Origin of the sequence: Cryobacterium sp. N19 (assembly GCF_002929595.1) — a bacterium.
GTDB classification, from domain to species: Bacteria; Actinomycetota; Actinomycetes; order Actinomycetales; family Microbacteriaceae; genus Cryobacterium; species Cryobacterium flavum.
In genome coordinates this window covers 267,741-293,295 of sequence record NZ_PJJR01000053.1, presented here as the reverse complement: position 1 = coordinate 293,295, position 25,555 = coordinate 267,741, and the positions used below count along the sequence as shown (strand labels likewise).

General features: G+C 66.3%; 25 protein-coding genes. 22 read left to right on the top strand and 3 right to left on the bottom strand.

The genetic code is table 11. The features are described from left to right. Window positions 1-36: 36 nt before the first annotated feature. From CXY78_RS17165 to CXY78_RS17155, 3 genes are all read right to left on the bottom strand, one after another. Entirely contained in the window at window positions 37-1,299 is a 1,263-nt protein-coding gene (locus CXY78_RS17165; protein ID WP_233206226.1) for a M20 family metallopeptidase, read from the bottom strand. Between the two features lie 199 nt (window positions 1,300-1,498). Next, window positions 1,499-2,002 (bottom strand): SRPBCC family protein, encoded by a 504-nt coding sequence (locus CXY78_RS17160; protein ID WP_092340055.1) that lies wholly within the window; start codon window positions 2,000-2,002, stop codon window positions 1,499-1,501. Window positions 2,003-2,024: 22 nt separating this feature from the next. After that, window positions 2,025-2,759 (bottom strand): hypothetical protein, encoded by a 735-nt coding sequence (locus tag CXY78_RS17155; protein WP_092340056.1) that lies wholly within the window; start codon window positions 2,757-2,759, stop codon window positions 2,025-2,027. Window positions 2,760-3,329: 570 nt separating this feature from the next. Here CXY78_RS17155 and CXY78_RS17150 point away from each other — a divergent pair. The 22 genes from CXY78_RS17150 to hisG all read left to right on the top strand — a co-directional run bounded on the left by CXY78_RS17150 (window position 3,330) and on the right by hisG (window position 25,547). Further along, window positions 3,330-3,734: a hypothetical protein gene (locus CXY78_RS17150; protein WP_092340057.1), complete on the top strand. Its 405-nt coding sequence runs from the start codon at window positions 3,330-3,332 to the stop codon at window positions 3,732-3,734. Between the two features lie 42 nt (window positions 3,735-3,776). Then, window positions 3,777-4,211 (top strand): type II 3-dehydroquinate dehydratase, encoded by a 435-nt coding sequence (locus CXY78_RS17145; protein ID WP_092340058.1) that lies wholly within the window; start codon window positions 3,777-3,779, stop codon window positions 4,209-4,211. Between the two features lie 106 nt (window positions 4,212-4,317). After that, complete coding sequence (gene efp, locus CXY78_RS17140) at window positions 4,318-4,881, top strand: elongation factor P (protein ID WP_092107753.1); 564 nt, start codon at window positions 4,318-4,320, stop codon at window positions 4,879-4,881. Continuing rightward, the gene (nusB, locus tag CXY78_RS17135) at window positions 4,878-5,297 is read left to right on the top strand and encodes a transcription antitermination factor NusB (protein WP_092340059.1); all 420 of its coding nucleotides are present in this window, start codon (window positions 4,878-4,880) and stop codon (window positions 5,295-5,297) included. Before efp ends, nusB begins: the two co-directional genes overlap by 4 nt. 58 nt (window positions 5,298-5,355) lie before the next feature. Next, entirely contained in the window at window positions 5,356-6,354 is a 999-nt protein-coding gene (locus tag CXY78_RS17130) for a thioredoxin domain-containing protein (RefSeq protein ID WP_092340060.1), read from the top strand. A 114-nt stretch (window positions 6,355-6,468) separates the two neighbouring features. Further along, on the top strand, window positions 6,469-7,011 hold the full coding sequence (gene pyrR / locus CXY78_RS17125; protein ID WP_092340061.1) for a bifunctional pyr operon transcriptional regulator/uracil phosphoribosyltransferase PyrR: 543 nt from the start codon (window positions 6,469-6,471) through the stop codon (window positions 7,009-7,011). Beyond that, window positions 7,008-7,970: an aspartate carbamoyltransferase catalytic subunit gene (locus CXY78_RS17120; protein WP_092340062.1), complete on the top strand. Its 963-nt coding sequence runs from the start codon at window positions 7,008-7,010 to the stop codon at window positions 7,968-7,970. Before pyrR ends, CXY78_RS17120 begins: the two co-directional genes overlap by 4 nt. Next, the gene (locus tag CXY78_RS17115; protein WP_092340063.1) at window positions 7,960-9,312 is read left to right on the top strand and encodes a dihydroorotase; all 1,353 of its coding nucleotides are present in this window, start codon (window positions 7,960-7,962) and stop codon (window positions 9,310-9,312) included. The genes CXY78_RS17120 and CXY78_RS17115 overlap by 11 nt, the downstream gene beginning before the upstream one ends. Next, on the top strand, window positions 9,305-9,850 hold the full coding sequence (locus CXY78_RS17110) for a hypothetical protein (protein WP_104090387.1): 546 nt from the start codon (window positions 9,305-9,307) through the stop codon (window positions 9,848-9,850). The genes CXY78_RS17115 and CXY78_RS17110 overlap by 8 nt, the downstream gene beginning before the upstream one ends. 136 nt (window positions 9,851-9,986) lie before the next feature. Continuing rightward, window positions 9,987-11,144 (top strand): glutamine-hydrolyzing carbamoyl-phosphate synthase small subunit, encoded by a 1,158-nt coding sequence (gene carA, locus CXY78_RS17105; RefSeq protein ID WP_104090532.1) that lies wholly within the window; start codon window positions 9,987-9,989, stop codon window positions 11,142-11,144. Beyond that, complete coding sequence (gene carB, locus CXY78_RS17100; RefSeq protein WP_092340066.1) at window positions 11,144-14,431, top strand: carbamoyl-phosphate synthase large subunit; 3,288 nt, start codon at window positions 11,144-11,146, stop codon at window positions 14,429-14,431. Before carA ends, carB begins: the two co-directional genes overlap by 1 nt. Window positions 14,432-14,445: 14 nt before the next feature. Next, window positions 14,446-15,336, top strand: a complete 891-nt coding sequence (gene pyrF / locus CXY78_RS17095) for an orotidine-5'-phosphate decarboxylase (protein WP_255410001.1) — start codon at window positions 14,446-14,448, stop codon at window positions 15,334-15,336. After that, window positions 15,329-16,249 (top strand): guanylate kinase, encoded by a 921-nt coding sequence (gene gmk / locus CXY78_RS17090; protein WP_104090529.1) that lies wholly within the window; start codon window positions 15,329-15,331, stop codon window positions 16,247-16,249. Before pyrF ends, gmk begins: the two co-directional genes overlap by 8 nt. Window positions 16,250-16,363: 114 nt before the next feature. Next, window positions 16,364-16,624: a DNA-directed RNA polymerase subunit omega gene (gene rpoZ / locus CXY78_RS17085; RefSeq protein WP_092107764.1), complete on the top strand. Its 261-nt coding sequence runs from the start codon at window positions 16,364-16,366 to the stop codon at window positions 16,622-16,624. Window positions 16,625-16,648: 24 nt separating this feature from the next. Continuing rightward, window positions 16,649-17,875, top strand: coding sequence for a bifunctional phosphopantothenoylcysteine decarboxylase/phosphopantothenate--cysteine ligase CoaBC (gene coaBC, locus CXY78_RS17080; RefSeq protein ID WP_092340067.1), 1,227 nt, complete (start codon window positions 16,649-16,651; stop codon window positions 17,873-17,875). A gap of 43 nt (window positions 17,876-17,918) precedes the next feature. Beyond that, window positions 17,919-19,112 carry a methionine adenosyltransferase gene (metK, locus tag CXY78_RS17075; protein WP_092340068.1) on the top strand — a complete coding sequence of 398 codons (1,194 nt, stop codon included), beginning with the start codon at window positions 17,919-17,921 and terminating at the stop codon, window positions 19,110-19,112. A 13-nt stretch (window positions 19,113-19,125) separates the two neighbouring features. Then, window positions 19,126-21,153 carry a hypothetical protein gene (locus tag CXY78_RS17070; RefSeq protein ID WP_104090385.1) on the top strand — a complete coding sequence of 676 codons (2,028 nt, stop codon included), beginning with the start codon at window positions 19,126-19,128 and terminating at the stop codon, window positions 21,151-21,153. Next, on the top strand, window positions 21,154-22,071 hold the full coding sequence (gene fmt, locus CXY78_RS17065; RefSeq protein WP_104090384.1) for a methionyl-tRNA formyltransferase: 918 nt from the start codon (window positions 21,154-21,156) through the stop codon (window positions 22,069-22,071). Then, window positions 22,068-23,507 carry a transcription antitermination factor NusB gene (locus CXY78_RS17060; RefSeq protein ID WP_104090382.1) on the top strand — a complete coding sequence of 480 codons (1,440 nt, stop codon included), beginning with the start codon at window positions 22,068-22,070 and terminating at the stop codon, window positions 23,505-23,507. Before fmt ends, CXY78_RS17060 begins: the two co-directional genes overlap by 4 nt. Before the next feature lie 185 nt (window positions 23,508-23,692). Then, entirely contained in the window at window positions 23,693-24,376 is a 684-nt protein-coding gene (gene rpe / locus CXY78_RS17055; RefSeq protein ID WP_092340072.1) for a ribulose-phosphate 3-epimerase, read from the top strand. Next, window positions 24,373-24,636 (top strand): phosphoribosyl-ATP diphosphatase, encoded by a 264-nt coding sequence (locus tag CXY78_RS17050; RefSeq protein ID WP_092340073.1) that lies wholly within the window; start codon window positions 24,373-24,375, stop codon window positions 24,634-24,636. The genes rpe and CXY78_RS17050 overlap by 4 nt, the downstream gene beginning before the upstream one ends. Before the next feature lie 71 nt (window positions 24,637-24,707). Then, on the top strand, window positions 24,708-25,547 hold the full coding sequence (hisG, locus tag CXY78_RS17045) for an ATP phosphoribosyltransferase (protein WP_092340074.1): 840 nt from the start codon (window positions 24,708-24,710) through the stop codon (window positions 25,545-25,547). Window positions 25,548-25,555: the final 8 nt, after the last annotated feature.

Sequence of the window (25,555 nt, the reverse complement as noted above, 5' to 3'; positions counted from 1 at the left end):
GCCTACCTTGCTTCGGGTCGATCGGTGAATGAGGAATCAGTCGAAGAAGTGCGGCACGTCGATCGCGCCGCCCTGCTCCGCGAACTCCTCGGCCACGCTCTGGCGCAGCTCGGCGTCGCAGAGAAAATCGAGGGCGGTGAGCGCGAGCCCGCAGGCTCCGTCAAGGGCACCGACCTCGGCGGCATCCGTTGCTGAGGCCGCCGCGAATTCTCGGGTGTGCAGGGCAACGTCTGGTGCCGCGATCTTGATCAGTGGGTGGATACCGGGGATGCGATGGCTGACATTGCCGAAGTCGGTCGACGCTGCGATGGTTTCCGACACCACGCCGAGCGGCAGCGGCTGGCGGCCGCGGCGCTGTTGGGCGGCGACCCACCGTTCGGTGAGCGCGTCGTTTGTTCGCACCGGCAGGGTGGGGGCGTGTTCGTCCCAGTCGACCTCGACGCTGGTTCCGGTCATCAAGGCCGCGCCTCGGGCGATGCCGTTCAACCGTTCGCTGAGGTCCTTGAGGGTCTCGGCGAATTTAGAGCGGGCGTAGAGCTCGAGCACCGCCCGCTCAGGAATTATGCTCGGCCGAGTTCCCCCCTCGCTGATCACGGCGTGCACGCGGTCCACCGGCGGCAGCTGCTGACGCAGCAGGCCAACGGCCTGATACGCCAGGGTTGCCGCGTCGAGGGCGTTGCGTCCCATAAAAGGTTGAGCGGATGCGTGCGCCGCGACGCCCGTAAACGTCACGGTGAGCACCCGCCGGCCGAGCCACACCTGGTCGGCGAGGTCGTAGCCGTAGGGGTGCACCATGATCGCGGCGTCGAGGCCGTCGAAGGCACCGTGCCTGGCCATGACCTCCTTGCCGGAGAAGCCTTCCTCAGCTGGGGTGCCGAGCAATACCACCCGGCCCGTGAATGCGTCGGGATTCTCAGCGAGTGTGTTCGACAGCGCGAGGAAAGCACCGACTCCGGCCGCGGCGATCACATTGTGGCCGCAGCCGTGCCCGACGTCAGGCAAAGCATCGTACTCGCTGAGAATCGCGATGGCCGGGCCGTCGCCCGACCCGATCTCGGCGCGAATTGCGGTATCAACCCCGTTCACGCCGAGCTGTGCGGCTATCCCGTGGCGACCGAGCAGCTCCACCAAATAGGCGGCGCTTCGATGCTCCTGAAAGGCGGTCTCCGGGTCGGCGTGCAGACTGTGAACGACGTCTCTCAGATCCTCGGCAAGCGCCTCGGCGTGGGCTTCGACGACCCGTACCAGTTCTTCCGGGGCCCCGGCGAACCGCGACGGCACCGCCACAGAGGTCTGCATCCTCCGCGCAGTGTCAGCCTGAAGCTTCTGAAGATACGTGGTCGTCGGCACTATCGAATGACTCATACATCCACACTAGACAGGGTGATTATCTCGTGGCGCCGTCCTGACCAACGCCGTCATCTAGAACGGGTGCTGGGTCAGCATCGCACGTGGTGGAAGCACAGACAGCATGAAGGAATAAGGACGAGCGGCCCAGTCACGACTGGGCCTGGTCTTCTGCATCGGTGGAGACCTCGACGATCCGCTTGATCGCGGCGAGAGTTTTGGGGATGCCATCGAGGGCCTGCTGGGTGCGGTCGGCGATCTGAGCGTTCGCCTCGTCGCCGAACTTCTCCTCGAACATGGCGATCCCGTCCGGCAGGAACTCCCAAGACTCGGTGAGCCTCGTCCCGGTCTCCGCAGCGGCGAAGCTGAAGCCCCAGCGCACGAAGCTGCCGCCCACCACCCAGGCGAACTCGCGACCGCGCTCTGCCGTCACCACCTCGGACCGGGTCTGCCAGGTCCGCTGCGGGAGCTCGTTGCGCCCGGTAAACCAGGCACCAACCCGACCAGCCTCGGCCTCGTCGTCCCACCAGCACGACTTACAGACCGGACTCCACTCGCCGGTGCGGGTGATGTCGGAGAGAAGGTCGTAGAGAAACGTAGCCGATGCGTCGACGAGGATGGATTCTTGGTGGCTGAGGGTGCTTGTCTCACTCATGCGTTTACCCTAACGACGGGGGTCACTTCTGCCGCCGGCTGCCGCCGTGCCAGTCTTCTTGTTTTCCGACTGTGTCTGCGTCGATTCCGAACACGGCTAGCTGTGGCCGTTCGCGTAGGCTCCGTTTAAGTTCGGCAAAACCCGGGAAGCGGGCCAGAGCGACTACGTGGTCCCACAACTCGACCGCCGAGTCCTCGTGTGGCAGTCGGCTGATCACCGGCCCGAAGAAGGCCACACCGGCGGGCGGCTCGAAGTGGATGATGGGCGTGCCCGCGTCTTTTCCCGTCAGCGAGAGTGCCTCGTCCGTCTCCTGCTGAATCTCCCCGTCCCATGATTCGTCGTCGAGAGCGTCCGCCAGCTCGAGTGGCAGGCCCGCCTCGGCGAGGATCGGTTCCGCGAACTCACGCGTCCCGCGGAGCTCACGCAGGTCGACCTCGGCCTGGTGGTTGGCCGGGCTGGGGGCGGTGTCGAAGATGTGGGTCCCGAAGGCGGCGTACAGCGGTGCCATCGCCTCGCGGCCGTGCTCCGCTCGAGCCCGGGCGGCTACCCGCAGGAGCCGGAGTCCGGCGGTGTGGCCAGCTTCGTACTCGGGAGGGAAGTGCGCGTCGTAGTCGACCTTGGCGTTGATCAGGCGCAACGAGATGAACCGCCAGTCCACGGTGTAGTCGCGCTGCGCCTGCACCTGGCGCACCCATTTGCTGGTCATCCAGGCGAAGGGGCAGACCGGGTCGAAGTAGAAGTTAATGTCGGCGTCCATGCGTCCACCCTAGGTCAGTGCCACAAACACGACCGAGATCGACCGGGCGAGGTGGGCTCGACGAGCGCCCTCGCACTGATCAGAGCTTGCGCCGGATCAGGACGGCGGCGAGCTGTTACGGCGTGCCCACGGCGCCCCGCACACCCTTCACAATCCTTAGCGGACGTTTTCGTTCCGTTACTACGCAGACCCCTAGTCCTGTGGCTCGCGCGAAAGACCGATCCTCGCCCGATGCCTTTATCGCCCGATACGGTCGAGCAGATTCAGCGATTGGCCAAGCTTGGCGATGAGGGGCTCCTCTCCGAAGCAGAATACGAAGCAAAAACGCGCCGAACTTCTCGGCCGAATCTGACCGCCGGCACAGGTACGTCCATGTGCGGCGCCTGTCCCTGAGGTGAGAACCTCACGGACACGGTGGTGTGGGCCGCTCACCGGCTCGAGGCGTACTGACCTGCGGCGGGAGTCGAGCCCCTGCTGACACCGTCGCCGGAAGATATTCACAGCCCAGTGAGTTCAGCAATTTTCTGGGGATAACCTTTCGCCCCGGCAACTGTAATTCATTCTGGACCCATGACACTGTCAATGAAAATTGAAGACTCCCCGCCCGTGTTCACCCTGGAGCAGGCCAGAGCCCGGGTTTTCGATCTGATCGGCCACGCGATCCAGCCGCAGATCTGGCTCATGGTGCTCGACGTCCACGGGCAGCAGCTCTCGCTGCTGATTCCGATCGACGGAATTCCGGTACGTCCGGAACCGGGTTCCGTTCGCCCATTCGCCGTGCGGATCAACGAGATCGTGGCACGGGACGCTCCGGGAGGCAGCCTGATCGTGACGCTGGAACGGCCGGGATCGGCGGCCCTCACCGCCCCCGACCAGGCCTGGGCGATGGAACTGACCGAGTCCTTCGGCAAGCTCATGCGCATCTCCGGCCTGTTCGTGGCACACGATGACGGCATCGCAATTCTTGCTCCCTGAGGGCGGCCCGCTGGCACGGGTACCACGGCCTAGGCTGAGTGAATGAGTACAGTGCTGGTTCTGAACGGTCCGAACCTCGGGCGCCTCGGCAGTCGCGAGCCCGATGTCTACGGGTCGGCGAACCTGGACGACCTGCGCGAGCTGCTCGTCGCATCCGCTCGCGAAGGCGTGAGCATCGATCTGCGGCAGACCGACGACGAGGCCGAACTCATTCACTGGCTGTACGAAGCCGTCGACGAGCGGATGCCGGTGATCCTGAATCCGGCAGCGTTCACGCACTACAGCTATGCGCTGCGGGATGCTGCGTCCCTGGTTACCAAGGCGGGCCTGCTGCTGATCGAGGTGCACATCTCCAACCCGCACGCTCGCGAGACGTTTCGCCACACGAGCGTCGTGAGCGCCATTGCGACCGGTGTCATCGCCGGTCTCGGCTTCGACTCCTACCGGCTGGCACTGGACTTCGTCACCGCACCGTGACGCTCCGGCACCGGATTGCCTTTGGAGCCTGAGGCTAGGGCACGTAGACTCGATAAGGTGCCATTTGCACCCGCGCACCTTATCAATTGAACGGAACACCCCTCCCATGGCTTCTACCGCTGATATCAGAAACGGCGTCGTACTCAACATGGATGGCCAGCTTTGGGCCGTCGTCGAGTTTCAGCACGTCAAGCCGGGCAAGGGTGGCGCCTTCGTTCGCACCAAGATGAAGAACGTCGTCTCCGGTAAAACCGTTGACCGTACCTTCAACGCCGGCGCCAAGATCGAGACCGAAAACGTCGATCGTCGCGACTTTCAGTACCTTTACAACGATGGCGACGCCTACGTTTTCATGGACGTCGCCGACTACGACCAGATCACCGTGTCCGCCGCTGTTGTCGGCGATGCGAGCAACTTCATGCTCGAAAACCAGGCGGTGACCGTGGCGCTGCACAACGGCAACCCGCTGTATGTCGAGCTGCCAGCATCCGTCACCCTGGAAATCACCTACACCGAGCCGGGCCTGCAGGGCGACCGCTCGACCGGCGGCACCAAGCCCGCCACCGTCGAGACCGGCTACCAGATTCAGGTTCCGCTGTTCCTCGAACAGGGCACCAAAGTCAAGGTCGACACCCGCACCGGCGACTACCTTGGTCGCGTCAACGAATGAGCGCACGTACCAAGGCTCGCAAGCGGGCCATCGACATTCTGTACGCGGCCGATGTGCGTCAGATCAGCATTCCGGAGTCGCTGGCAACGGAGGCTGAGCGCGCAGCGAGCGAGCCGGCTCGACTGACCTCGTGGCTCTACGCCCGTGAGCTCGTCGACGGCGTCGTCGACCACCGGGAAGAGATCGACGAACTGATCGAGACCTACTCGCAAGGCTGGTCGCTTGCGCGCATGCCCAACATCGATCGCGCCATTCTGCGCATCGGCATCTGGGAGATTCTCTACAACGATGCCGTACCGCACGCCGTCGCCATCGATGAAGCCGTCGAAGCCGCCAAGATTCTCTCAACGGATGACTCGGCCGGCTTTGTGAACGGACTGCTCGGCAAGATCGCCCAAACCGCACCGTCGGCCTGACGACCCAACAGACTCGGCTCCTGCCGGGTTCGACTTGAAGCCAGCGAAGGACACGCACATGGATAACACCGGAACAGACGCTCCCCGCGATCAGCCGAATCCGACGAATCCGTATCAACCCGTGCCGCCGACGGGCGTGCCAGCCGGGCCGTTCGTGCCCCCGCCGTTCGTGAGTGCACCGAAGACCAACACCCTGGCCATCGTGTCGTTCGTGTCGTCGTTCTTCATCGGCCTTGTGGCCATCATCACGGGACACATTGCGCTCGGGCAGATTCGCGCACGGGGCGAGCTGGGCCGTGGCTTCGCCCTGGCCGGTCTCATCATCGGATACTTCATGGTCGCCGTGACAAGCGTTCTGCTGGTGTTGTTGATCGTCTTTGCCTCCGCTATCGGGGCGTTCCTGGTCGCCATTGACTCCAATTCCAGCTCCTTCGATGGGGGCTCGCCCACGTCGTCGGCGGCTCCCGAGTCGCCCGCGCCGCTGCCGACCGGGCAGCTCGGCGCCGCAAACTTCGACGCTGGCTATCTCGAATTCGGCACCGGCGCGGTCATCATCGACGAGTACGTCGACCCCATGTGCCCGTTCTGTGCCCAGTTCGAGCAGACCAACGGGGAACTTCTCGCTGCTGGAGTGGCGAGCGGCGACATCACGCTTCGAGTGCACTCACTCACCTTTCTCGACTCGCGGTCACAGGGCACGAACTACTCCAGCCGCGCCTCAGCGGCACTGACCTGCCAGGCCACTCTGAACCCCGACGAGACCCTCGCCTTTCTGTCGGCTCTGTTCGCGAACCAGCCCTCCGAACAGACCGCCGGGCTCAGCAATAGCCAACTCGCCGACCTCGCGCCAGGCTCGATCAGCATCGCTGACTGCCTCGAATCCGGGGATTACGAGGGCTGGTCCCAGCAGAACACCGAGGCCGCGCTGACCAAGATCGATGGAGCCGACATTCCGTCGGTTGCCGGCACGCCCACCGTGCTCGTCGACGGCGTGCACTACACCGGCAGCAACACCGACCTGGCCGAATTCCAGGCCTTCGTCGCCGCTGCCTTCTAGCGCGGTGCACCGGAAGTCGTTGGTGCGCCCACAGGGGCGTGCCAACGACTAAGCTGAACCTATTCAGACATCCTTTAATGATCCGTCCTGTGAGACGGGGAAGGAGGTCGGCATTTGGCGCACATTGTGCTCACTCAGGCTGACATCATCCGCGCGTTGACTCGAATTTCCCACGAGATTCTGGAGTCCAATCGGGGCCCGGAAAACCTCATCATCCTCGGTATCCCGACACGCGGGGTCATTCTCGCTCGCCGCATTGCCGAGATCATCCAGAGCATCGAACCCGCGGCAACGGCCGTGCGAGTCGGATCGCTTGATGTCACGCTCTACCGCGACGACCTCGCCCACGGCCGCACCCGCACGCCGTCCCGAACCGAAGTGCCCGGCAGCATCAACGGTGCCACCGTCGTCCTCGTCGACGATGTGCTGTACTCGGGCCGCACCATCCGCAGCGCCCTCGACGCGCTCGGTGATCACGGCCGCCCCACCATCGTGCGTCTGGCGGTTCTCGTCGATCGTGGCCACCGCGAGCTGCCGATTCGGGCCGACTTCGTGGGTCGCAACCTGCCGACGGCCACCGACGAGCGCATCAACGTGCACCTCGAAGAGATCGACGGCGACGAGTTCGTCTCGATCGACGGCGGGAGCAACCGATGAGGCACCTGCTGTCTACCAAGGACCTTTCCCGGGACGAAGCGATCAACCTGCTCGACATTGCCGAAGACATGGCGGATGTCGCCCAGCGGGAGGTCAAGAAACTCCCGACTCTGCGTGGCAAGACCGTCGTCAACCTGTTCTTCGAGGACTCCACCCGCACCCGCATCTCCTTTGAAGCCGCCGCAAAGCGCCTGAGCGCCGACGTGATCAACTTCAGCGCCAAGGGATCGAGCGTGTCGAAGGGTGAAAGCCTGAAGGACACCGCGCAGACCCTCGCCGCGATCGGTGCCGACGGAGTCGTCATCCGCCACCCGGCCTCCGGTGGCCCGGCGGTACTCGCCGCGAGCGGCTGGATCGACGCTGGCATCATCAACGCCGGCGACGGCACCCACGAGCATCCCACCCAGGCCCTGCTCGACGCGTTCACCATTCGCCGCCGCAATCATGGCCCGGCCTCGCGCGGCAAGGGCCTCGACGGGGTGACTGTCACCATCGTCGGCGACGTGCTGCACTCCCGGGTCGCCCGATCCAACCTGTGGCTCCTCACCACCCTCGGCGCCGAGGTCACCTTCGTGGCCCCGCCCACCCTCCTGCCGAGCGACACCTCGCTCTGGCCGGCCCGGTTCAGCTTCGACCTCGACGACGCGATCGATGCCGGCCCCGACGTGGTCATGATGCTGCGCATCCAGACCGAACGGATGAGCGCGGCCTTCTTCCCAAGCAGCCGCGAGTACTCCCGGGTGTGGGGCCTCGACGACGCGCGATTCGGTCGGCTCGGTCCGGCTAGCATTGTTATGCACCCGGGCCCGATGAATCGTGGTTTGGAGATCTCTTCGGCGGCGGCCGACTCCGCTAATTCCACCGTGCTCGAACAGGTCACGAACGGTGTCTCCGTGCGGATGGCCGCACTCTACTTGCTCTTATCCGGTGACCGGAAGGAATCAAAGAATGTCGATTGACGGTTTGCAACAGCGCTGGCTGATTCGCGGGGCGACCCTGCCGGACGGCACGGGCACGGATATCCGTCTTGATGGTGCACGCATCGTCGAGCTGGGGTCCGGCCTCTCCCCGAGCGGCGCGAGCGTGATCGACGCCGACGGGCTCATCGCGCTGCCCGGTCTGGTCGACCTGCACGCCCACCTGCGCGAACCCGGCTACGAGCACAGCGAAACCGTGCTGAGCGGCAGCCGCGCTGCCGCCCGCGGCGGCTTCACGAGCGTGTTCGCCATGGCCAACACCCTGCCGGCACAGGACACCGCCGGGGTGGTCGAGCAGGTGCTCGCCCTCGGCGAAACCGCCGGCTACGTCGACGTGCAGCCGATCGGCGCCGTCACCGTGGGCCTGGCCGGCAAACAACTCGCCGAACTCGGCGCCATGGCCTCCAGTCGCGCCCGCGTGCGGGTGTTCTCCGACGACGGCTTCTGCGTCTCTGACCCGCTGCTCATGCGTCGCGCCCTCGAATACGTGAAGGCGTTCGACGGCGTCATCGCCCAGCACTCGCAGGAACCGCGCCTCACCGAAAAAGCCCAGATGAACGAGGGCGCCCTCTCCGGCGAACTCGGCCTGGTCGGCTGGCCGGCCGTCGCCGAAGAGTCGATCATCGCCCGCGACGTTCTGCTGGCCGAACACGTCGGGTCACGCCTGCACGTCTGCCACGTCTCCACGGCCGGCTCTGTCGACGTGATCCGCTGGGCCAAGGCCCGCGGCATCAACGTGAGCGCCGAGGTCACGCCGCACCACCTGCTGCTCACCGAAGATCTCGTGCGCGGCTACGACGCCCGGTTCAAGGTGAACCCTCCGCTGCGCAGCCGCGAAGACGTCGAAGCCCTGCGCGCCGGACTCGCCGACGGCACCATCGACATCGTCGCCACCGACCACGCCCCGCACCCCGCCGAAAGCAAGGACTGCGAGTGGGACGCCGCCGCCAACGGCATGATCGGGCTGGAATCAGCGCTGTCGGTCGTGCACGCCGCGGTCGTCGCGACCGGGCTGCTCGACTGGGTCGACATCGAACGTGTGCTCTCCCGTGCGCCCGCTCACATCGGGCGCGTCACTGGTCAGGGCAACCCGATCGCGGTCGGGTCGCCGGCCGAACTGACCCTGTACGACGCTGCGGCCACCCGAGTGTTCGGCCGCGCCGACCTCGCCGGCACGAGTACAAACTCCCCGTACCTGTCAATGACCCTGCCGGGCGAGGTGCGCGCAACGTTCCACCGAGGCTACGCCACGGTGCTCGATGGTGCAGTGCGCAGCAGCCTCGAGATAGCCGGTCACGCGAGCGGAGTACTCACTCATGGATAGGTCCATCCCCGCCATCATCACAGCGCTCGTCCTGCTCGGCGTCCTCGTGCTCATGTGGCGCAGCTGGCGAAAGCGCAGCCGGCGAGACGCCGGGCTCAGTGCCGGCTACCCGATGCCAGGCAGCGCCGCAGTCGAACTGGCCAGGGCCGAGGCCTACTACGTGGCGACCACGCCCCGCGACGCACCGCTCGAGCGCCTCGCCATCCGTGGCCTGGGCTTTCGCGCCCGCGCCGCCCTGACCGTGTCCAAGACCGGCGTGGTGCTGGATCTCGACGGCAACCAGCCGGTGTTCGTCTCGGCCGCAGCCATCGACGCGATCGGCGCCGCCCAGGTCGCCATCGACCGTGCCGTTGAAACCGACGGACTCGTTCGTCTGAGCTGGCGACTGAACTCGGCCGCCAGCACCGACGACCGCCGTGCCGTCGACAGCTTCTTTCGCATCATCGATCCGAATGATCGCGCTCGCCTCGTCGACTCGATCCGAACCATTACCGCCGCGCGCACAGATCCGGCCCATCAAGACGAAAGTGAGGCCTGACGTGCCCGACTCCACCGCACCAGACCAGGCAGATTCCACCGAATCAGCCGAACAGGCAACCCCCGAGCAGTCCGTCTCGGGCGTGGCCGGATCGGGCCAGCCCGCAGCATCCGTTGCGCTGAACGCCACCTTCTCCGTGACGGACAAGCCCGGCCCAGCCGTACTCGTGCTCGAAGACGGTCGCCGCTTCGTAGGCCGCAGCTACGGCAGTGAGGGGCAGACCCTCGGCGAGATCGTCTTCGCCACCGGCATGACCGGCTACCAGGAGACCCTGACCGACCCGTCCTACGCCGGGCAGATCGTGCTCATGACCGCCCCGCACATCGGCAACACCGGCATGAATGATGAGGACATGGAGTCCCGTCAGATCTGGGTGGCCGGCTTCATCGTGCGGGAACCCGCGCGTATCGCCTCCAACTTTCGCGCCACCCGCACCCTCGACGATGATCTCGAAGAGCAGGGCGTGGTCGGGATCAGCGGTATCGACACCCGGGCGATCACCCGTCACATCCGCTCTGCGGGTGCCATGAGGAGCGGTATCTTTTCCGGTGATCTGTTCGGCCTGTCCGAGAGCGAACAGCTCGAACGGGTGCGCTCGGGCGCGGCCATGCGCGGCCGCAACCTGTCGCTCGAGGTCTCGACCGTCGAACCCTTCTCCATCCCCGCCGTCGGAGAACGCATCGGCTCCGTCGCGGTGCTCGATCTCGGTGTGAAGACCAGCACGCTCACCTACCTGGCCGAGCGGGGCTTCGAAGTGCTCGTGCTGCCGCAGTCGGTGACCGCAGAGCACGTTTTGTCGCTGAAGCCCTCAGCCCTGTTCTTCTCGAACGGACCCGGCGACCCGGCCGCCTCCGACGCCCACGTCACCCTGCTGCAGGAGGTGCTGCGCGCGGGCGTCCCATACTTCGGCATCTGCTTCGGCAACCAGCTGCTCGGCCGGGCGCTCGGCTTTCGCACCTACAAGTTGCCGTTCGGCCACCGGGGAATCAACCAGCCGGTGCTCGACAAGACCACCGGGCGGGTCGAGATCACCTCGCAGAACCACGGTTTCGCCGTCGACATGCCCATCGAGGGCATCCACGACTCCCGCGCCGGCTTCGGACGGGTTGAAGTGAGCCACTACAGCCTCAACGACCAGGTCGTCGAAGGCATCCGCTGCCTCGACATCAACGCCTTCTCGGTGCAGTACCACCCGGAGGCCGCCGCCGGCCCGCACGACGCCAACCACCTTTTCGATCGATTCAGAGACGTTGTGCTGGCTTCGCAGAGCGCCAATGCAGGAGAAACCAAATAATGCCCAAGCGCGACGATATCAACAGCGTTCTTGTCATCGGCAGCGGCCCGATCGTCATCGGCCAGGCCTGCGAGTTCGACTACTCCGGCACCCAGGCCTGCCGCGTTCTGCGCGAGGAGGGCGTACGCGTCATCCTGGTCAACTCGAACCCGGCCACCATCATGACCGACCCCGATTTTGCCGATGCCACCTACATCGAACCGATCACCGCCGAGATTCTTGAGACGATCATCGCGAAGGAACGACCGGATGCGATTTTGCCCACCCTGGGTGGGCAGACCGCCCTCAACGCGGCCATCCAGCTGCACGAGCGCGGAATCCTTCAGAAGTACAACGTGGAGCTGATCGGCGCGAGCTTCGACGCCATCAACAAGGGCGAAGACCGCATGATCTTCAAGCAGCTCGTGCTCGACGCTGGCGCCGACGTGGCCCGCTCGTACATTGCCCGCACCGTCGAGGAAGCGATCGGCTACGCCGATGACCTCGGCTACCCGCTCGTTGTACGCCCCTCCTTCACCATGGGCGGCCTCGGAAGCGGCTTCGCTTACACCGAGGTGGAACTGCGCCGCATCGTCACTGACGGCCTGCACCACAGCCCGACCACCGAGGTGCTGCTCGAAGAATCCATCTTGGGCTGGAAAGAGTACGAACTCGAGATGATGCGCGACACGGCCGACAACACGGTCGTCGTTTGTTCCATCGAAAACGTCGACCCGGTCGGCGTGCACACCGGCGACTCGATCACCGTCGCCCCGGCGCTCACCCTGACCGACCGTGAATTCCAGCACCTGCGCGACATCTCGATCGACATCATCCGCGCCGTCGGCGTCGACACCGGCGGCTGCAACATCCAGTTCGCGATCAACCCGGTCGATGGCCGCGTCATCGTGATCGAGATGAACCCGCGGGTGTCGCGTTCCTCCGCCCTGGCCAGTAAGGCGACCGGCTTCCCGATCGCCAAGATCGCCGCCAAACTCGCCATCGGCTACCGCCTGGATGAGATCCCCAACGACATCACCGGAGTCACCCCGGCGAGCTTCGAACCCACGCTCGACTACGTCGTGGTGAAGGTTCCGCGGTTTGCGTTCGAGAAGTTCCCGGCCGCTGACCAGCGGCTGACCACGACCATGAAGTCGGTCGGCGAGGCGATGGCCATCGGTCGCAGCTTCGCCTCCGCCCTGCAGAAGGCACTGCGCTCGCTCGAAAAGCGCGGCTCGAGCTTTCACTGGGGCGCGGAGACCCGCTCTGTCGAGGAACTGCTCGCCGCCGCCGAGATTCCCACCGACGGCCGCATCGTCACCGTGCAGCAGGCCCTGCGCCGCGGCGCGACAATCGACGAGGTCTTTGCTGCGACCAAGATCGACCCGTGGTTCATCGACCAGATCGTGCTGATCAACGAGATCGCCGAGCAGGTCAAAGCCGCCGACCGACTCGACCGCGACGTCATGATCCTCGCCAAGGACCACGGCTTCTCCGACGCGCAGATCGGCGAACTGCGCGGCTTTGGCGAAGCGGATGTGCGCACGGTGCGGCACATTCTCGGTGTGCGCCCCGTGTTCAAAACCGTCGACACCTGCGCGGGGGAGTTCCCGGCCCTCACGCCGTACCACTACTCGAGCTATGACACCGAGACCGAGGTTGTCGCCAGCGACCGCCGCAAGGTCGTTATCCTCGGGTCCGGACCGAACCGCATCGGGCAGGGCGTCGAATTCGACTACTCCTGTGTACACGCCTCCTTCGCCCTGTCGGACGCCGGATATGAGACCATCATGATCAACTGCAACCCGGAGACGGTCTCCACCGACTACGACACCAGCGACCGACTGTACTTCGAACCGCTCACCCTTGAAGACGTGCTCGAGGTCATCTACGCTGAAAGCCAGAGCGGCGAACTCGTCGGCGTGGTCGTGCAGCTCGGCGGCCAGACCGCGCTGAGCCTGGCCCGCGGACTCGAAGCGGCCGGCATCCCCATTCTTGGCACCACGCCCGACGCCATCGACCTGGCTGAAGAGCGCGGCCTGTTCTCGAAGATCCTCGACGACGCCGGCCTGCTCGCCCCCCGCAACGGAACAGCGATCGACTTTGCCGGCGCCGTGGTGGTGGCCGAAGAAATCGGCTACCCGGTGCTCGTTCGCCCGAGCTACGTGCTCGGCGGACGCGGCATGGAGATCGTCTACGATTCCCCATCGCTGGCCGACTACTTTCAGCGCATGGCCGGACAGGGAATCATCGGGGCGGGGCATCCGCTTCTGGTCGACCGTTTTCTCGACGATGCCATCGAGATCGACGTCGACGCCATCTACGACGGCCACGAACTGTACATCGGCGGCGTCATGGAGCACATCGAAGAAGCCGGCATCCACTCCGGCGACTCGAGCTGCACCCTGCCGCCGGTCACCCTCGGGCGCGCCGAAATCGACCGTGTGCGCGAAGCGACCCTCGGCATCGCCCGCGGTATCGGCGTGAAAGGCCTGCTCAACGTGCAGTTCGCCATCGGCGCCGGAGTGCTCTACGTGCTGGAAGCCAACCCGCGCGCCTCGCGCACGGTGCCTTTCGTCGCGAAGGCACTGGGCATCACCCTCGCCAAGGCAGCCGCGCTCATCATGGTCGGCACGACCATCGCCGAGCTGAAGGCGGAGGGCAAGCTGCCGCTCATCGACGGCTCCCGCGTGCCGATCGAAGCGCCGGTCGCCGTGAAGGAAGCCGTACTGCCGTTCAACCGGTTCCGCACCCCCGAGGGCCTCGTGGTCGACTCCATCCTCGGCCCGGAGATGCGTTCCACCGGCGAGGTCATGGGCATCGACCGCGACTTCCCGCGGGCGTTCGCCAAAAGCCAGCTCGCCGCCTACGGCGGAATCCCGCTTTCCGGCACCGTGTTCGTGTCGGTCTCCGACCGCGACAAGCGAGCGATCATCCTGCCGATGCTGCGCCTGCAGCAGCTTGGCTACGAGATCACCGCAACCATCGGCACCGCCGAGGTGTTGCAGCGAAACGGCATCCGCGCCCGCGTCGTGACCAAGTTCAGTGAGAAAACCGACGAGGACGACGTCTCCATCGTCGAGCTCATTCGCCGCGAAGAGATCCAGATCGTCATCAACACCCCCGGCGGCAGCACGGCACGCGCCGACGGCTACGAGATTCGTGCCGCCGCAGTGGCCGGCGACCTGCCGCTGTTCACCACGATCGCCGAACTCAGCGCCGCAGTAGCCTCGATCGACTCGATTCGCGACGGGTTCGAGGTGACCTCGCTTCAGGAATACGCCACGGCCCGAACCGCTCTGCTGTGAACAGCGGCCGTGCTGTGAGCCCGGTTTCCTTTGGTGACCGGCTCGAGCGGATGTTTGCCACTTACGGCCAGCTCTGCGTGGGCATCGACCCGCATTCCTGGTTGCTTGGTGAGTGGAACCTGCCCGACACCGCGGCCGGCGTCGAATCGTTCGGTCGTGCCGTCGTCGCGGCTGCGGCCGGCCGGGTGGGTATCGTCAAACCGCAGGTCGCCTTCTTCGAACGCTTTGGTTCGGCGGGCTTCCTGGCGCTCGAACGCGTGCTGGCCGACGCCCGGTCGGCCGGCCTGCTCGTGATCGGCGACGCCAAACGCGGCGACCTCGGCACGAGCGTCGAAGCCTACGCGCAGGCCTGGTTCACGCCCGGTTCCCCGCTCGAAGTGGATGCCCTCACCCTCGCCGCGTACATGGGTGTCGGTTCGCTCGACTCACCACTCACCCTCGCCGCATCGAACGGCAAGGGTGTGTTTCTGCTGGCCGCGACCTCCAACCCCGAGGCCGCGGACGTTCAGCGGGCCATCGTGGCCGACGGTCCGTTCCAGGGATCGAGCGTCGCCCGGGCCATTCTCGACGACGTGGGAGCGCGGAACGCGCGGGCCGGCCCTAGTGCGGCATCCGCTGGTTTGGCGACCGGTCTCGGGTCGATCGGCGTCGTGCTCGGAGCCACTCTCGACCTGGCCGCCTTCGGCATCGACGTGCTGCGGGCGCCGACCGAATTTCGAACTCCCGTGCTCGCACCCGGTTTTGGTCACCAGGGAGGGAATATTATGGATCTGACCTTGATATATGGTGAATACGCCGGAGGAGTTATCGTGAGTGAATCGCGCAGTGTGCTCTCGGCCGGACCCCACCGGATCGAAGAAGCCATTGAGCGCCGAATAACCGAAGTAGGTGCCGTTCGTGGCTGAAAACCGTCCCACCCCGCCCGAAGTCGACCGGGTGGCTGCGTCGCGCGCCGCCGTCGCTGCCAGGCGAGCCCGCGCCAAGGTCAAAGCCGAGGTTGCTTCGGGCGAACGAACCGCCCTCGAGGTGCTCGCCACCGCGATCAAGGACCCGATCGGGGTCGAGGGGCGGCTGCGAGTGACCGAGCTGCTCGTGAGCATTCCGGCCATCGGTGTGACCAAGATGCAGCGCATCATCCATCGGCTCGAAATCTCGCCGTCTAAGCGGCTCGGCGGCCTGGGCCGGCACCAGCGCGACCGGCTGCGGGACTTTCTCTCCGAACGGCCCACGCTCCGGCACGGCGTAGCCGACTCCAAACTCATCGTTCTCGCCGGCCCCACCGCGGTCGGCAAGGGCACCGTCGCCGGCTATATCCGGGAGAACTACCCCGACGTGCTGCTCTCCGTCTCGGCCACGACGCGCGCACCGCGCCCGGGGGAGACCGAGGGGGTCAGCTACTACTTCGTCTCCGACGACGAATTCGACCGCATGGTCGCGGGCGGCGAACTGCTCGAGTGGGCCAAGGTGCACAACGCCTACCGCTACGGCACCCCCCGCGGCCCGGTTGATACGGCCATCGCAGCCGGCAACAGCGTGCTGCTCGAGATCGACCTGCAGGGGGCTCGCGCCGTGCGCCGTGCCATGCCCGAAGCCCGGCTGGTGTTCCTGCTGCCGCCGAGCTGGGACGAATTGGTGCGCCGCCTGATCGGCCGCGGCACCGAAGATGCCGCCGAACAGGCCCGTCGACTCGAGACCGCCAAGCTGGAATTGGCGGCCCAGGGCGAGTTCGATTACCGCGTGATCAACCACGATGTCGGCGACGCCGCCCGTGAGGTCGTAGACTTGATGGAGATCCGCGCTGCATCCAGCACGTCGTAGCGCCCGTTTCTGCTGAATTCTTGCGTGTCTCCGGGCACGTATACCGCTCATGTTTTCGTTTAACAACAGATTCGCACTGGCCTCAGGCCGTGCTCTATTAGGAGTGTGACACCAATGGCGAACAAGCCCACTGGCATCATTGACCCGCCCATCGACGACCTGCTCTCCAAGGTCGACTCGAAGTATGCCCTCGTGATTTTCGCGTCCAAGCGTGCGCGTCAGATCAACGACTACTACGCCGACCTGCACGAAGGCAGCCTGTTCGACAACGTCGGACCGCTCGTCGACTCGACCGTCGAAGACAAGCCGCTCTCGGTGGCCCTGCGCGAGATCAACGACGACAAGCTCGTTTCCCGCCCGATCGTCGAGGCCTAGAGCACTAACCACTAAGCGCGCAGGATGAAGACACCTCGCACGATTGTCGTCGGTATCACCGGCGGCATCGCAGCGTACAAGGCCGTCAACATTGTGCGCGCTTTTGTGTTGAACGGCGACTCGGTGCACGTGGTCGCCACCCCGGCGGCACTGCGCTTCGTCGGCAAGCCCACCCTCGAGGCCATCTCGCGTAACCCGGTGCACACGGACCTCTATGAGGGCGTCGCCGAGGTACGCCACGTGGCCATCGGCCAGAGCGCCGCCCTCATCGTCGTCGCACCGGCAACGGCCAACAGCATCGCCAAACTCGCCGCCGGCCTCGCCGACGACCTGCTCGGTAACACCATTCTGGCCAGCACCGCACCGCTCGTGATCGCACCGGCTATGCACACCGAGATGTGGAACAACCCCGCTACGGTCGCCAATGTGGCCGTGCTGCGCTCGCGCGGTATAACCATCGTTGGCCCCGGCGTCGGTCGGCTCACCGGCACCGACTCCGGCGCCGGCCGCATGGAAGAGCCGGACACCATCGTCGCGGTGGCGCTGGCCGTGCTCGACCGGGCGATGCCTGCTGGTGAGGCTGCGGCATCCGCTGTGGCGGATCTCGCCGGTCGCCGAGTACTGATCAGCGCCGGCGGCACGCGGGAACCGCTCGACCCGGTGCGGTTCCTCGGCAACCGCTCGAGCGGTAAGCAGGGCGTCGCGCTCGCCCAGGCGGCCCTGGCCCGCGGGGCCTTGGTCACCCTGGTCGCCGCCAACCTCGAGGTGGCCGTTCCGACCAGCATCACGACCGTTCTCGTGGGCAGTGCCCTTGAGATGCACGAGGCCATGACGCGCGCCGCCGGAACGGCCGACGTCATCATCATGGCCGCCGCGGTCGCCGATTATCGGCCCCGGTCCGTGCAGGTCGGCAAGATCAAAAAGGAAGACGTGGGGGACACCCTCACGCTGGAACTGGTCAAGAACCCCGACATTCTGGCCGAGCTCTCTACTGCCAGCCGGCCGGGTCAACTGATCATCGGCTTTGCCGCCGAAACCGAAACGGATGCCGACCGGCTGCTGGCCCTCGGTCGCGACAAAATCACCCGCAAGGGCTGCGACTACCTGGTCGTGAACCGGGTGGGGCAGGACGCCGGTTTCGGCACGGAACGTAACACCGTGACGGTGCTCGATCGCCACGGAGTTATAGTGAATGAGGTCTCCGGCAGCAAGATGTCGGTGGCCAATTGCATACTTGACCTGATCGGTTAGCCTCAGCTGCGACCGGCATTCAACTTCTACAGAGACGGGCCAGATGAGCGATCTTCGCCTCTTCACCTCGGAATCAGTCACCGAGGGTCACCCCGACAAGATCTGCGACCAGATCTCCGACAGTATCCTCGATGCCCTCCTCACGGACGACCCGCACAGCCGCGTCGCTGTTGAGACCCTCGTCACCACCGGCCTCGTGCACGTAGCCGGCGAGGTCAGCACTGAGGCGTACGTCGAGATTCCGTCGATCGTGCGCAAGTGCATCACCGACATCGGCTACGATTCCTCCGACGTCTGGTTTGACGGCCGATCCTGCGGCGTCGAAATCTCCATCGGCGGCCAGTCGCCCGACATCGCTCAGGGCGTCGACAACGCCTTCGAAACGCGTGAGCAGTCCAGCCTCGACGACTTCGACCGGCAGGGCGCGGGCGACCAGGGCATCATGTTCGGGTACGCCACCCGCGAGACGCCCGAACTCATGCCGATCCCGATCTGGATCGCGCACCGCCTGGCCGAGCGCCTCGCCTTCGTGCGCAAGAGCGGCGAACTCGACTATCTACGCCCCGACGGCAAGACCCAGGTCACCATCGGCTACGACGGCATCATTCCCCGCACCGTCGAAACCGTCGTGGTATCGACGCAGCACGCGCCGTCCGTGACCACGGAGCGGCTGCGCGCCGAGGTTGAAGAACTTGTTATTCGCCCGGTGCTCGAGCGCATCGACCTTGACTCCTCCGCGCTGGCAACGCTCATCAACCCCACCGGCCGCTTTGAAATCGGGGGCCCGCAGGGTGACGCCGGCCTCACCGGGCGCAAGATCATCATTGACACCTACGGCGGATCGAGCCGCCACGGCGGCGGTGCGTTCAGCGGCAAGGACCCGTCCAAGGTCGACCGTTCGGCCGCGTACGCCATGCGCTGGGTTGCCAAGAACGCTGTTGCGGCGGGCCTGGCCGAACGCCTCGAGGTGCAGGTCGCGTACGCGATCGGCAAGGCGTCCCCGGTCGGTCTGTACGTGGAGACTTTCGGCACCGGGGTGCTGCCCGACCGGGAGATCACGGCGGCGATCCGGGACGTGTTCGACCTGCGTCCGGCAGCGATCATCCACTCACTCGACCTGCTGCGGCCCATCTACGCGCAGACCGCCACCTACGGTCACTTCGGCCGGGAGCTGCCCGACTTCACCTGGGAGCGGCTCGACAAGGTCGACGACCTGCGAAGCGCCGCCGGCCTCTGAAACCGGCACAGTCATGACGCACACCGGCCTCGTCGCACGGGTGCTGATCGATTCCCCCCTGCCGCAACTGGACCACCTTTTCGACTACGGCATACCCGCCGAACTGGTCGGGCAGGTGGCCGCTGGCGTGCGCGTGAAGGTGCCGTTTCGTTCCGGCGGTCGCGTCGTCGACGCCTACGTGATCGAGGTGTTCGATCCGCGCGCCCCGCGAGGGGTTGTCGATTTTGAAGCGGATGGCGCCTACCGCGGCGCCCTCAGTGAGCTCGACTCGGTCGTGTCCACGGCCGTCGTGCTCACGCCTGACGTCTGGAAACTGGCCCGCCGCCTAGCGGATCGGGCGGCGGGGAACGCGAGCGACATCATCCGTCTCGCTGTTCCGCCCCGCCAGGTGCGAGTCGAAAAGGCCTGGTTGGCCGCGATGTCTGAGCCCGTCGAGACCGCCATTCCGGCACCGTCACCCGTCCTTATCGCCCTGGCCACCCCGGCTTTCGTCGGCTACCCGACCGGCCGCCTCGACACCGCCATCGTGGAGCACCACCGGGTCGCCGTCGCTGCGATCCCCGAACTCACCCAGCTCGAGGACGGCACTTCCATCGGACGCTGGGCGAAAACTCTCGCCGAACTCGCCGTCGCCACCCTTGGCACCGGGCAGAGCGCCATTCTGTGCGTTCCCGACTTTCGCGACCAGGACCAGGTGCAGGCCGCCCTCGCCCAGCTTGCCCCCGACCTTCCGCTGAGCCGGGTCGACGCCCGCCAGCCCAACCCCGACCGGTACCGTGCCTTCCTGGCCTGCCTCGAATCCGCGCCGCGAATCATCCTCGGCAACCGGTCTGCCGTGTATGCCCCGGCGCACGACCTCGGCCTGATCGCTCTCTGGGACGACGGCGACCCGCTCTACACCGAGCAGCTCAGCCCCTACGTCAACACCCGCGACGCCGCCCTCGTGCGCCAGCAGGACGCCGACTGCGCCCTCGTGCTGCTCGGCCACTCCCGCAGTGTCGAGACCCAGCGCCTGGTCGAGCTCGGCTACGTCAGCGAGGTGAGTCCCGCCGTCGACCGGCACCCGCGCATCATTCCGACCGATTTTCAGTCCGAGCCCGATCAGCAGGCTCGTGCGGCCCGCATCCCCTCGGCCGCCTGGCAGGCCGCCCGCGAAGCGCTCCAACACGGCCCCGTGCTGGTGCAGGTCGCCAGCCCCGGATACGCGCCCATGCTCGCGTGCCAGAGCTGCAAGAAGGCCGCCCGCTGCACGCACTGCCAGGGACCGCTCGGCCTCAAATCGGCTTCGTCCGTGCCGTCCTGCCGGTGGTGCGGCGCCCTGGCCGCCGGCTGGACCTGCCTGCACTGCGAGGGCACCAAACTGCGCGTCGTCACGCTCGGCACCGGCCGCACCGCCGAAGAACTCGGCCGCGCCTTCCCGGGGGCGCGAGTGATCGTCGCCGACGGCGAGCACACCGTGCAGACCATCGGCCCGCAGCCGGCCCTCATCATCGCCACCCGCGGCGCCGAACCGCTGCCGACCGGCGGCTACCGGGCCATCCTCATTCTCGACGGCGAACGCATGCTGGCCCGCGAATCCCTTCGCGTCGGTGAAGACTGCCTGCGCTGGTGGGCCAACGCCGCCGCCCTCGCTGCACCCGGCGCGCCCGTACTGCTCACCGGAGTCGGCGGCGCCCTGGCCCGGGCACTCAACTCCTGGCGGCCCGACACGTTCGCCGCGAGCGAGCTGGCCGACCGTCGTCAGCTGCGCTTTCCGCCGGCCGTGCGGGTTGCGTCCGTGACGGGAACCGCCGCTGACGTCGACGCTGCCCTGGCCGATCTGGCTGCGGTCGCCGGCCTCGACGTGCTCGGTCCGGTGGACACCGAGCCGCCCCTGGTGCGTGCGGTCGTGCGGTTCGGTTACGCCCGAGGCGATGAGGTCGCCCACGCGCTCAAGGCGGCGGTCGTGCGCAACGCGGCCAGGCGTCGCAAGCCGAAGTCCGGCTCGTTCCAACCGGCACCTACACTTAAAGTTCGATTCGACGACCCGGAGCTGCTCTAAATGAAACTCGTCTTTGCTGGCACGCCGGAGGTCGCCGTCCCCAGCCTCACTGCCCTGGCCGGGACCGATCATGAGATCGTCTCCGTGATCACCCGAGCGGATGCCCCCCTCGGCCGCAAACGCACCCTTACCCCGTCGCCGGTCGCGCAGGCTGCGACCGAACGAGGCTACCCGGTGCTGAAGACCAACCGGCTCGATGCGGAGGCGACCGATATCATCAGCGCCCTGCAGCCCGACCTCGGCGTCATCGTCGCCTACGGCGGAATCGTGCGCGAGCCGCTGCTCTCCGTTCCCCGCCTCGGCTGGATCAATCTGCACTTCTCAATCCTGCCGCGCTGGCGCGGTGCATCGCCGGTGCAGCGTGCCGTCCTGGCCGGCGATGAACTCACCGGTGCTGCCGTGTTCCAGCTCGTGCCCGAACTCGACGCCGGTGCCGTGTTCGGCAGCTTCTCCCGCCCCGTCGGAGCACATTCCACATCGGGAATACTTCTGGAGGAACTGAGCCATAGCGGAGCGGACCTGCTGCTGCGAGTCGTCGACGAGCTCGCCGCCGGCACCGCCGTTGCCGTCCCGCAGACCGGTGAGGTGACTCTCGCGCCCAAACTGGTGCGGGAGGACGCGCGTATCGATTTCGGCCGGCCGGCAGCGTCCGTCTACAGTCACATTCGTGGCGTGACACCCGAACCGGGCGCGTTCACCACCGTGAACGGCGCCGTTCTGAAACTCCTCGAGGTCGCGCCGAGCGCCCTCGAACCCCATCTGCCTGCCGGAACCATTCTGCAGCTCGATAAAGCAGTGCTCGTGGGCACGCAGACCGAACCGCTGGTTCTGCTGCGCGTGCAACCGGCCGGAAAGACAGCAATGACAGCAAACGACTGGTGGCGCGGAGTGGGAGCAGAATCGGTGACGGCTTCATGAGCGATGATCGCGCGCGTATGGATCGTGCCGGCACGACGCCGGCCCGCTCTCGCCAGGCCCCGGCCGACTACGTGCAGCCGGCCCGCCGCATCGCCTACGAGGTGATCGCCGCCGTTCGCGAGTCCGACGCCTACGCCAACCTGCTACTGCCGACCCGCATTCAGCGCGCCGCCCTGGGCACAGCGGATGCCGCCCTCGCGACCGAGCTCACCTACGGCACCCTGCGCATGCAGGGGTTCTACGATCGCGTCATTGCCCTTGCCGCGAACCGGCCGGTGAGCGCCATCGACCCCGCCATTCTCGATGTACTGCGTCTCGGCGCCCACCAGCTGCTCGCCACCCGCGTCGCGACCCACGCCGCGGTCAACGAATCCGTCTCGCTCGCCAAACAGGTCGGCTCTCGCTCCGCGACCGGCTTCACCAACGGGGTGCTGCGCACCATCGCCCGGTCGAGCGTCGAGGAATGGCGCGAGCGCGTGCTCGAAGGGGCGGTCAACGTCGACGACCGGCTCGCCGCCGAATACTCGCACCCGGCCTGGATCGTGCGCGCCTTCCGCCAGGCGCTCAAAGCTGAAGGCCACGAAGACGAGCTCGCCGACCTGCTCGCTGCCGACAACATGGCCGCCAAGGTCAACATGGTCGCACTGCCCGGCCTCGCCACCGACGCCGACCGTGAACGACTGGGCCTCGCCGACGAATTCTCCCCGGTCGGTTTCGTGCTGGATTCCGGAGACCCGTACCACTTGGTGACCGCCACGGAGGGTCGCGTTCGGGTGCAAGATGAAGGATCGCAGATCGCTGCCTTGGCGCTCAGCCGGGCCAAGCCGATCGTTGCGGGGGAGCGTTGGCTCGACCTGTGCGCCGGCCCCGGTGGTAAGGCCGCCCTGCTCGCCTCCGAGGCGCGCGCCGGGGGAGCCGAACTCGTGGCGAACGAGCTCGTTCCCGCGCGGGCAACGCTCGTGCGCACTGCCCTGCAGGCTCTGCCGGAGACCGTTCCGGTCTGGGAGATCGACGGCACCACCATCGGTCAGACTCATGCCGACACCTTCGATCGCATCCTGCTCGATGCCCCCTGCACCGGCCTCGGTGCACTGCGCCGCCGACCGGAGGCCCGCTGGCGCAAGCAGCCCCAAGACGTCGCCGACTTGGCCGGCCTGCAGTCCGGGCTCCTCGACGCGGCTCTGCTCGCGCTCAAGCCCGGCGGCATCCTGGCCTATGTCACCTGCTCGCCGCACACCGCCGAGACCCGGGCGATCGTTGCCCTCGCCGTGCGCAAGGCCGGCGGCAGCGTGACCGCGCTCGACACCGCGGCCGTCGTGCAGTCCTTCAGCGCCGCCAACCTCGACCTACCCGCCGATACCGGCAGCGTGCAGCTCTGGCCGCATCGCCACGGCACCGACGCGATGTTCATCACCCTGCTGCAGCGCGCCCCCTAGCCCCACGTCTTTTGGGCTCGTTGCGTCCAGCGGATGAGCACCCCCGAAACGGGTGCGCGCTAGGCCCGTTACCGTAGCGGCCACTCAGATCGTGCGCGGTCACGCCCGTGGGTGCGCCCCCAGCCGTCGGGCGCCGCGATTGCCGCACAGTCCTAGCCCGATCGCACACTCGATAAGCTGAGCGGATGGCTACCCGCATCAATCCGAGCATCCTCGCCGCCGACTTCGCCAATTTCGAGAGCGAGCTGGGTCGCATCCGCTCGGCCGATCTGGTGCACGTCGACATCATGGACAACCACTTCGTGCCGAACCTCACCTTCGGACTCGGTATGGTGCAACGGCTGCAGCAGGTCTCGCCGCTGCCGCTCGACATCCACCTGATGATCGACGACCCCGAGCGTTGGGCGCCCGGCTACGCCGAGGCCGGCGCCTACTCGGTCACCTTTCATGCCGAGGCCACGACAGAACCGGTCGCGCTGGCGAGAAAATTGCGCGAGATCGGCGCCCGCGCCGGTCTCGCGCTGAAGCCCGGCACCGATGTGACGCCCTACCTCGACCTTCTCCCCGAATTCGACCAGGTGCTCGTCATGACCGTCGAGCCCGGTTTCGGTGGCCAGAGGTTCATGCACGAAACCATGCCGAAGCTTGCCCAGCTGCGAACAACGGTGCAGAACAGCGGCCTCGACGTCTGGCTGCAGGTCGACGGCGGCATCACCGCGCAGACCATCGAGATCGCAGCCGCGGCCGGCGCCGACACCTTCGTGGCCGGTTCCAGCGTGTTCGGGGCCGAGAATCCGGCCGCCCAGATCGCCCTGCTGCGCCAGAGCGCGGCCAGCCACCGTCACGGTGCGGGTAACCTAGAGTCGTGAAAACATTTGATGACCTTTTCGTAGAACTGAGCGACAAGGCCGCCACCCGTCCAGAGGGCTCCGGTACCGTACGCGAACTCGACGCCGGCGTGCACGCCATTGGCAAGAAAATTGTTGAGGAAGCCGCCGAAGTCTGGATGGCGGCCGAGTTTCAGAGCGACGACGAAACCTCCGCTGAGATCTCCCAGTTGCTGTACCACCTGCAGGTCATGATGATCGCCAAAGGGCTCTCTCCGGCCGACATCTACCGACATCTGTGACCCGCGCCAGCGCACCAGCTGGCTCGAAATCAGTGAATAGTCGCGTGATCCAAAACCGAGAAAGTACCCCCATGCTGAGAATTGCCGTGCCCAACAAGGGCTCGTTGTCTGAAACCGCCGCGCAGATGCTCACCGAAGCCGGCTACACCGGCCGTCGCGACCCGCGCGACCTCGTTACCGCCGACCCCCGCAACGGGGTCGAGTTTTTCTACCTGCGCCCCCGTGACATCGCCACCTACGTGGGATCCGGCGCCCTCGACGTCGGTATCACCGGCCGCGACCTGCTGCTCGACTCGCACTCCAAAGCCGTGGAGATCGCCAGTCTCGACTTCGGCGATTCCACCTTTCGTTTCGCCGGTCCGGCTGGCCGCTTCACCGAGCTGAAGCACCTCCACGGTCTGCGTGTCGCCACGAGCTACCCCGGCCTGGTTGAACGCTTCCTCGCCACCCACTCAGTGACCGTCGACCTCGTGGAACTCGACGGCGCCGTCGAATCGGCCGTTCAGCTCGGCGTAGCGGATGCCGTCGCCGACGTCGTCTCCACCGGCACGACCCTCCGCAAGGCGGGCCTCGAAATCTTCGGACCGGTCATTCTCGAGTCCACCGCTGTCTTGATCAGCTCCACCAACGACAAGGCCGGCATCGATACCCTGTTGCGCCGCCTGCAGGGCGTACTCGTGGCCCGCCAGTATGTGCTGCTGGACTACGACATTCCGGTCGCCCTGCTCGACGCTGCGGCAGCGCTTGCTCCGGGCATCGAATCGCCGACGGTGTCCTCGCTGCACGACCCGGAGTGGGCCGCCGTGCGCGTCATGATCGCCCGCCTCGACATGAACAACGTGATGGATGCCCTCTACGCCCTCGGCGCCCGGGCCATTCTGGTCACCACCATTCACAACGCCCGCCTCTAAGAACCCCG

Bases quoted from the DNA above. Each gene is read 5' to 3' on its own strand.
- CXY78_RS17160 (WP_092340055.1), bottom strand. From the start codon at position 2,002: ATGAGTGAGACAAGCACCCTCAGCCACCAAGAATCCATCCTCGTCGAC.
- CXY78_RS17165 (WP_233206226.1), bottom strand. From the start codon at position 1,299: ATGCAGACCTCTGTGGCGGTGCCGTCGCGGTTCGCCGGGGCCCCGGAA.
- rpe (WP_092340072.1), top strand. From the start codon at position 23,693: ATGGCTACCCGCATCAATCCGAGCATCCTCGCCGCCGACTTCGCCAAT.
- fmt (WP_104090384.1), top strand. From the start codon at position 21,154: ATGAAACTCGTCTTTGCTGGCACGCCGGAGGTCGCCGTCCCCAGCCTC.
- efp (WP_092107753.1), top strand. From the start codon at position 4,318: ATGGCTTCTACCGCTGATATCAGAAACGGCGTCGTACTCAACATGGAT.
- CXY78_RS17115 (WP_092340063.1), top strand. From the start codon at position 7,960: ATGTCGATTGACGGTTTGCAACAGCGCTGGCTGATTCGCGGGGCGACC.
- rpoZ (WP_092107764.1), top strand. From the start codon at position 16,364: ATGGCGAACAAGCCCACTGGCATCATTGACCCGCCCATCGACGACCTG.
- CXY78_RS17070 (WP_104090385.1), top strand. From the start codon at position 19,126: ATGACGCACACCGGCCTCGTCGCACGGGTGCTGATCGATTCCCCCCTG.
- carB (WP_092340066.1), top strand. From the start codon at position 11,144: ATGCCCAAGCGCGACGATATCAACAGCGTTCTTGTCATCGGCAGCGGC.
- coaBC (WP_092340067.1), top strand. From the start codon at position 16,649: ATGAAGACACCTCGCACGATTGTCGTCGGTATCACCGGCGGCATCGCA.
- hisG (WP_092340074.1), top strand. From the start codon at position 24,708: ATGCTGAGAATTGCCGTGCCCAACAAGGGCTCGTTGTCTGAAACCGCC.
- CXY78_RS17060 (WP_104090382.1), top strand. From the start codon at position 22,068: ATGAGCGATGATCGCGCGCGTATGGATCGTGCCGGCACGACGCCGGCC.
- CXY78_RS17150 (WP_092340057.1), top strand. From the start codon at position 3,330: ATGACACTGTCAATGAAAATTGAAGACTCCCCGCCCGTGTTCACCCTG.
- CXY78_RS17145 (WP_092340058.1), top strand. From the start codon at position 3,777: ATGAGTACAGTGCTGGTTCTGAACGGTCCGAACCTCGGGCGCCTCGGC.
- metK (WP_092340068.1), top strand. From the start codon at position 17,919: ATGAGCGATCTTCGCCTCTTCACCTCGGAATCAGTCACCGAGGGTCAC.
- CXY78_RS17155 (WP_092340056.1), bottom strand. From the start codon at position 2,759: ATGGACGCCGACATTAACTTCTACTTCGACCCGGTCTGCCCCTTCGCC.
- nusB (WP_092340059.1), top strand. From the start codon at position 4,878: ATGAGCGCACGTACCAAGGCTCGCAAGCGGGCCATCGACATTCTGTAC.
- CXY78_RS17110 (WP_104090387.1), top strand. From the start codon at position 9,305: ATGGATAGGTCCATCCCCGCCATCATCACAGCGCTCGTCCTGCTCGGC.
- CXY78_RS17120 (WP_092340062.1), top strand. From the start codon at position 7,008: ATGAGGCACCTGCTGTCTACCAAGGACCTTTCCCGGGACGAAGCGATC.
- CXY78_RS17130 (WP_092340060.1), top strand. From the start codon at position 5,356: ATGGATAACACCGGAACAGACGCTCCCCGCGATCAGCCGAATCCGACG.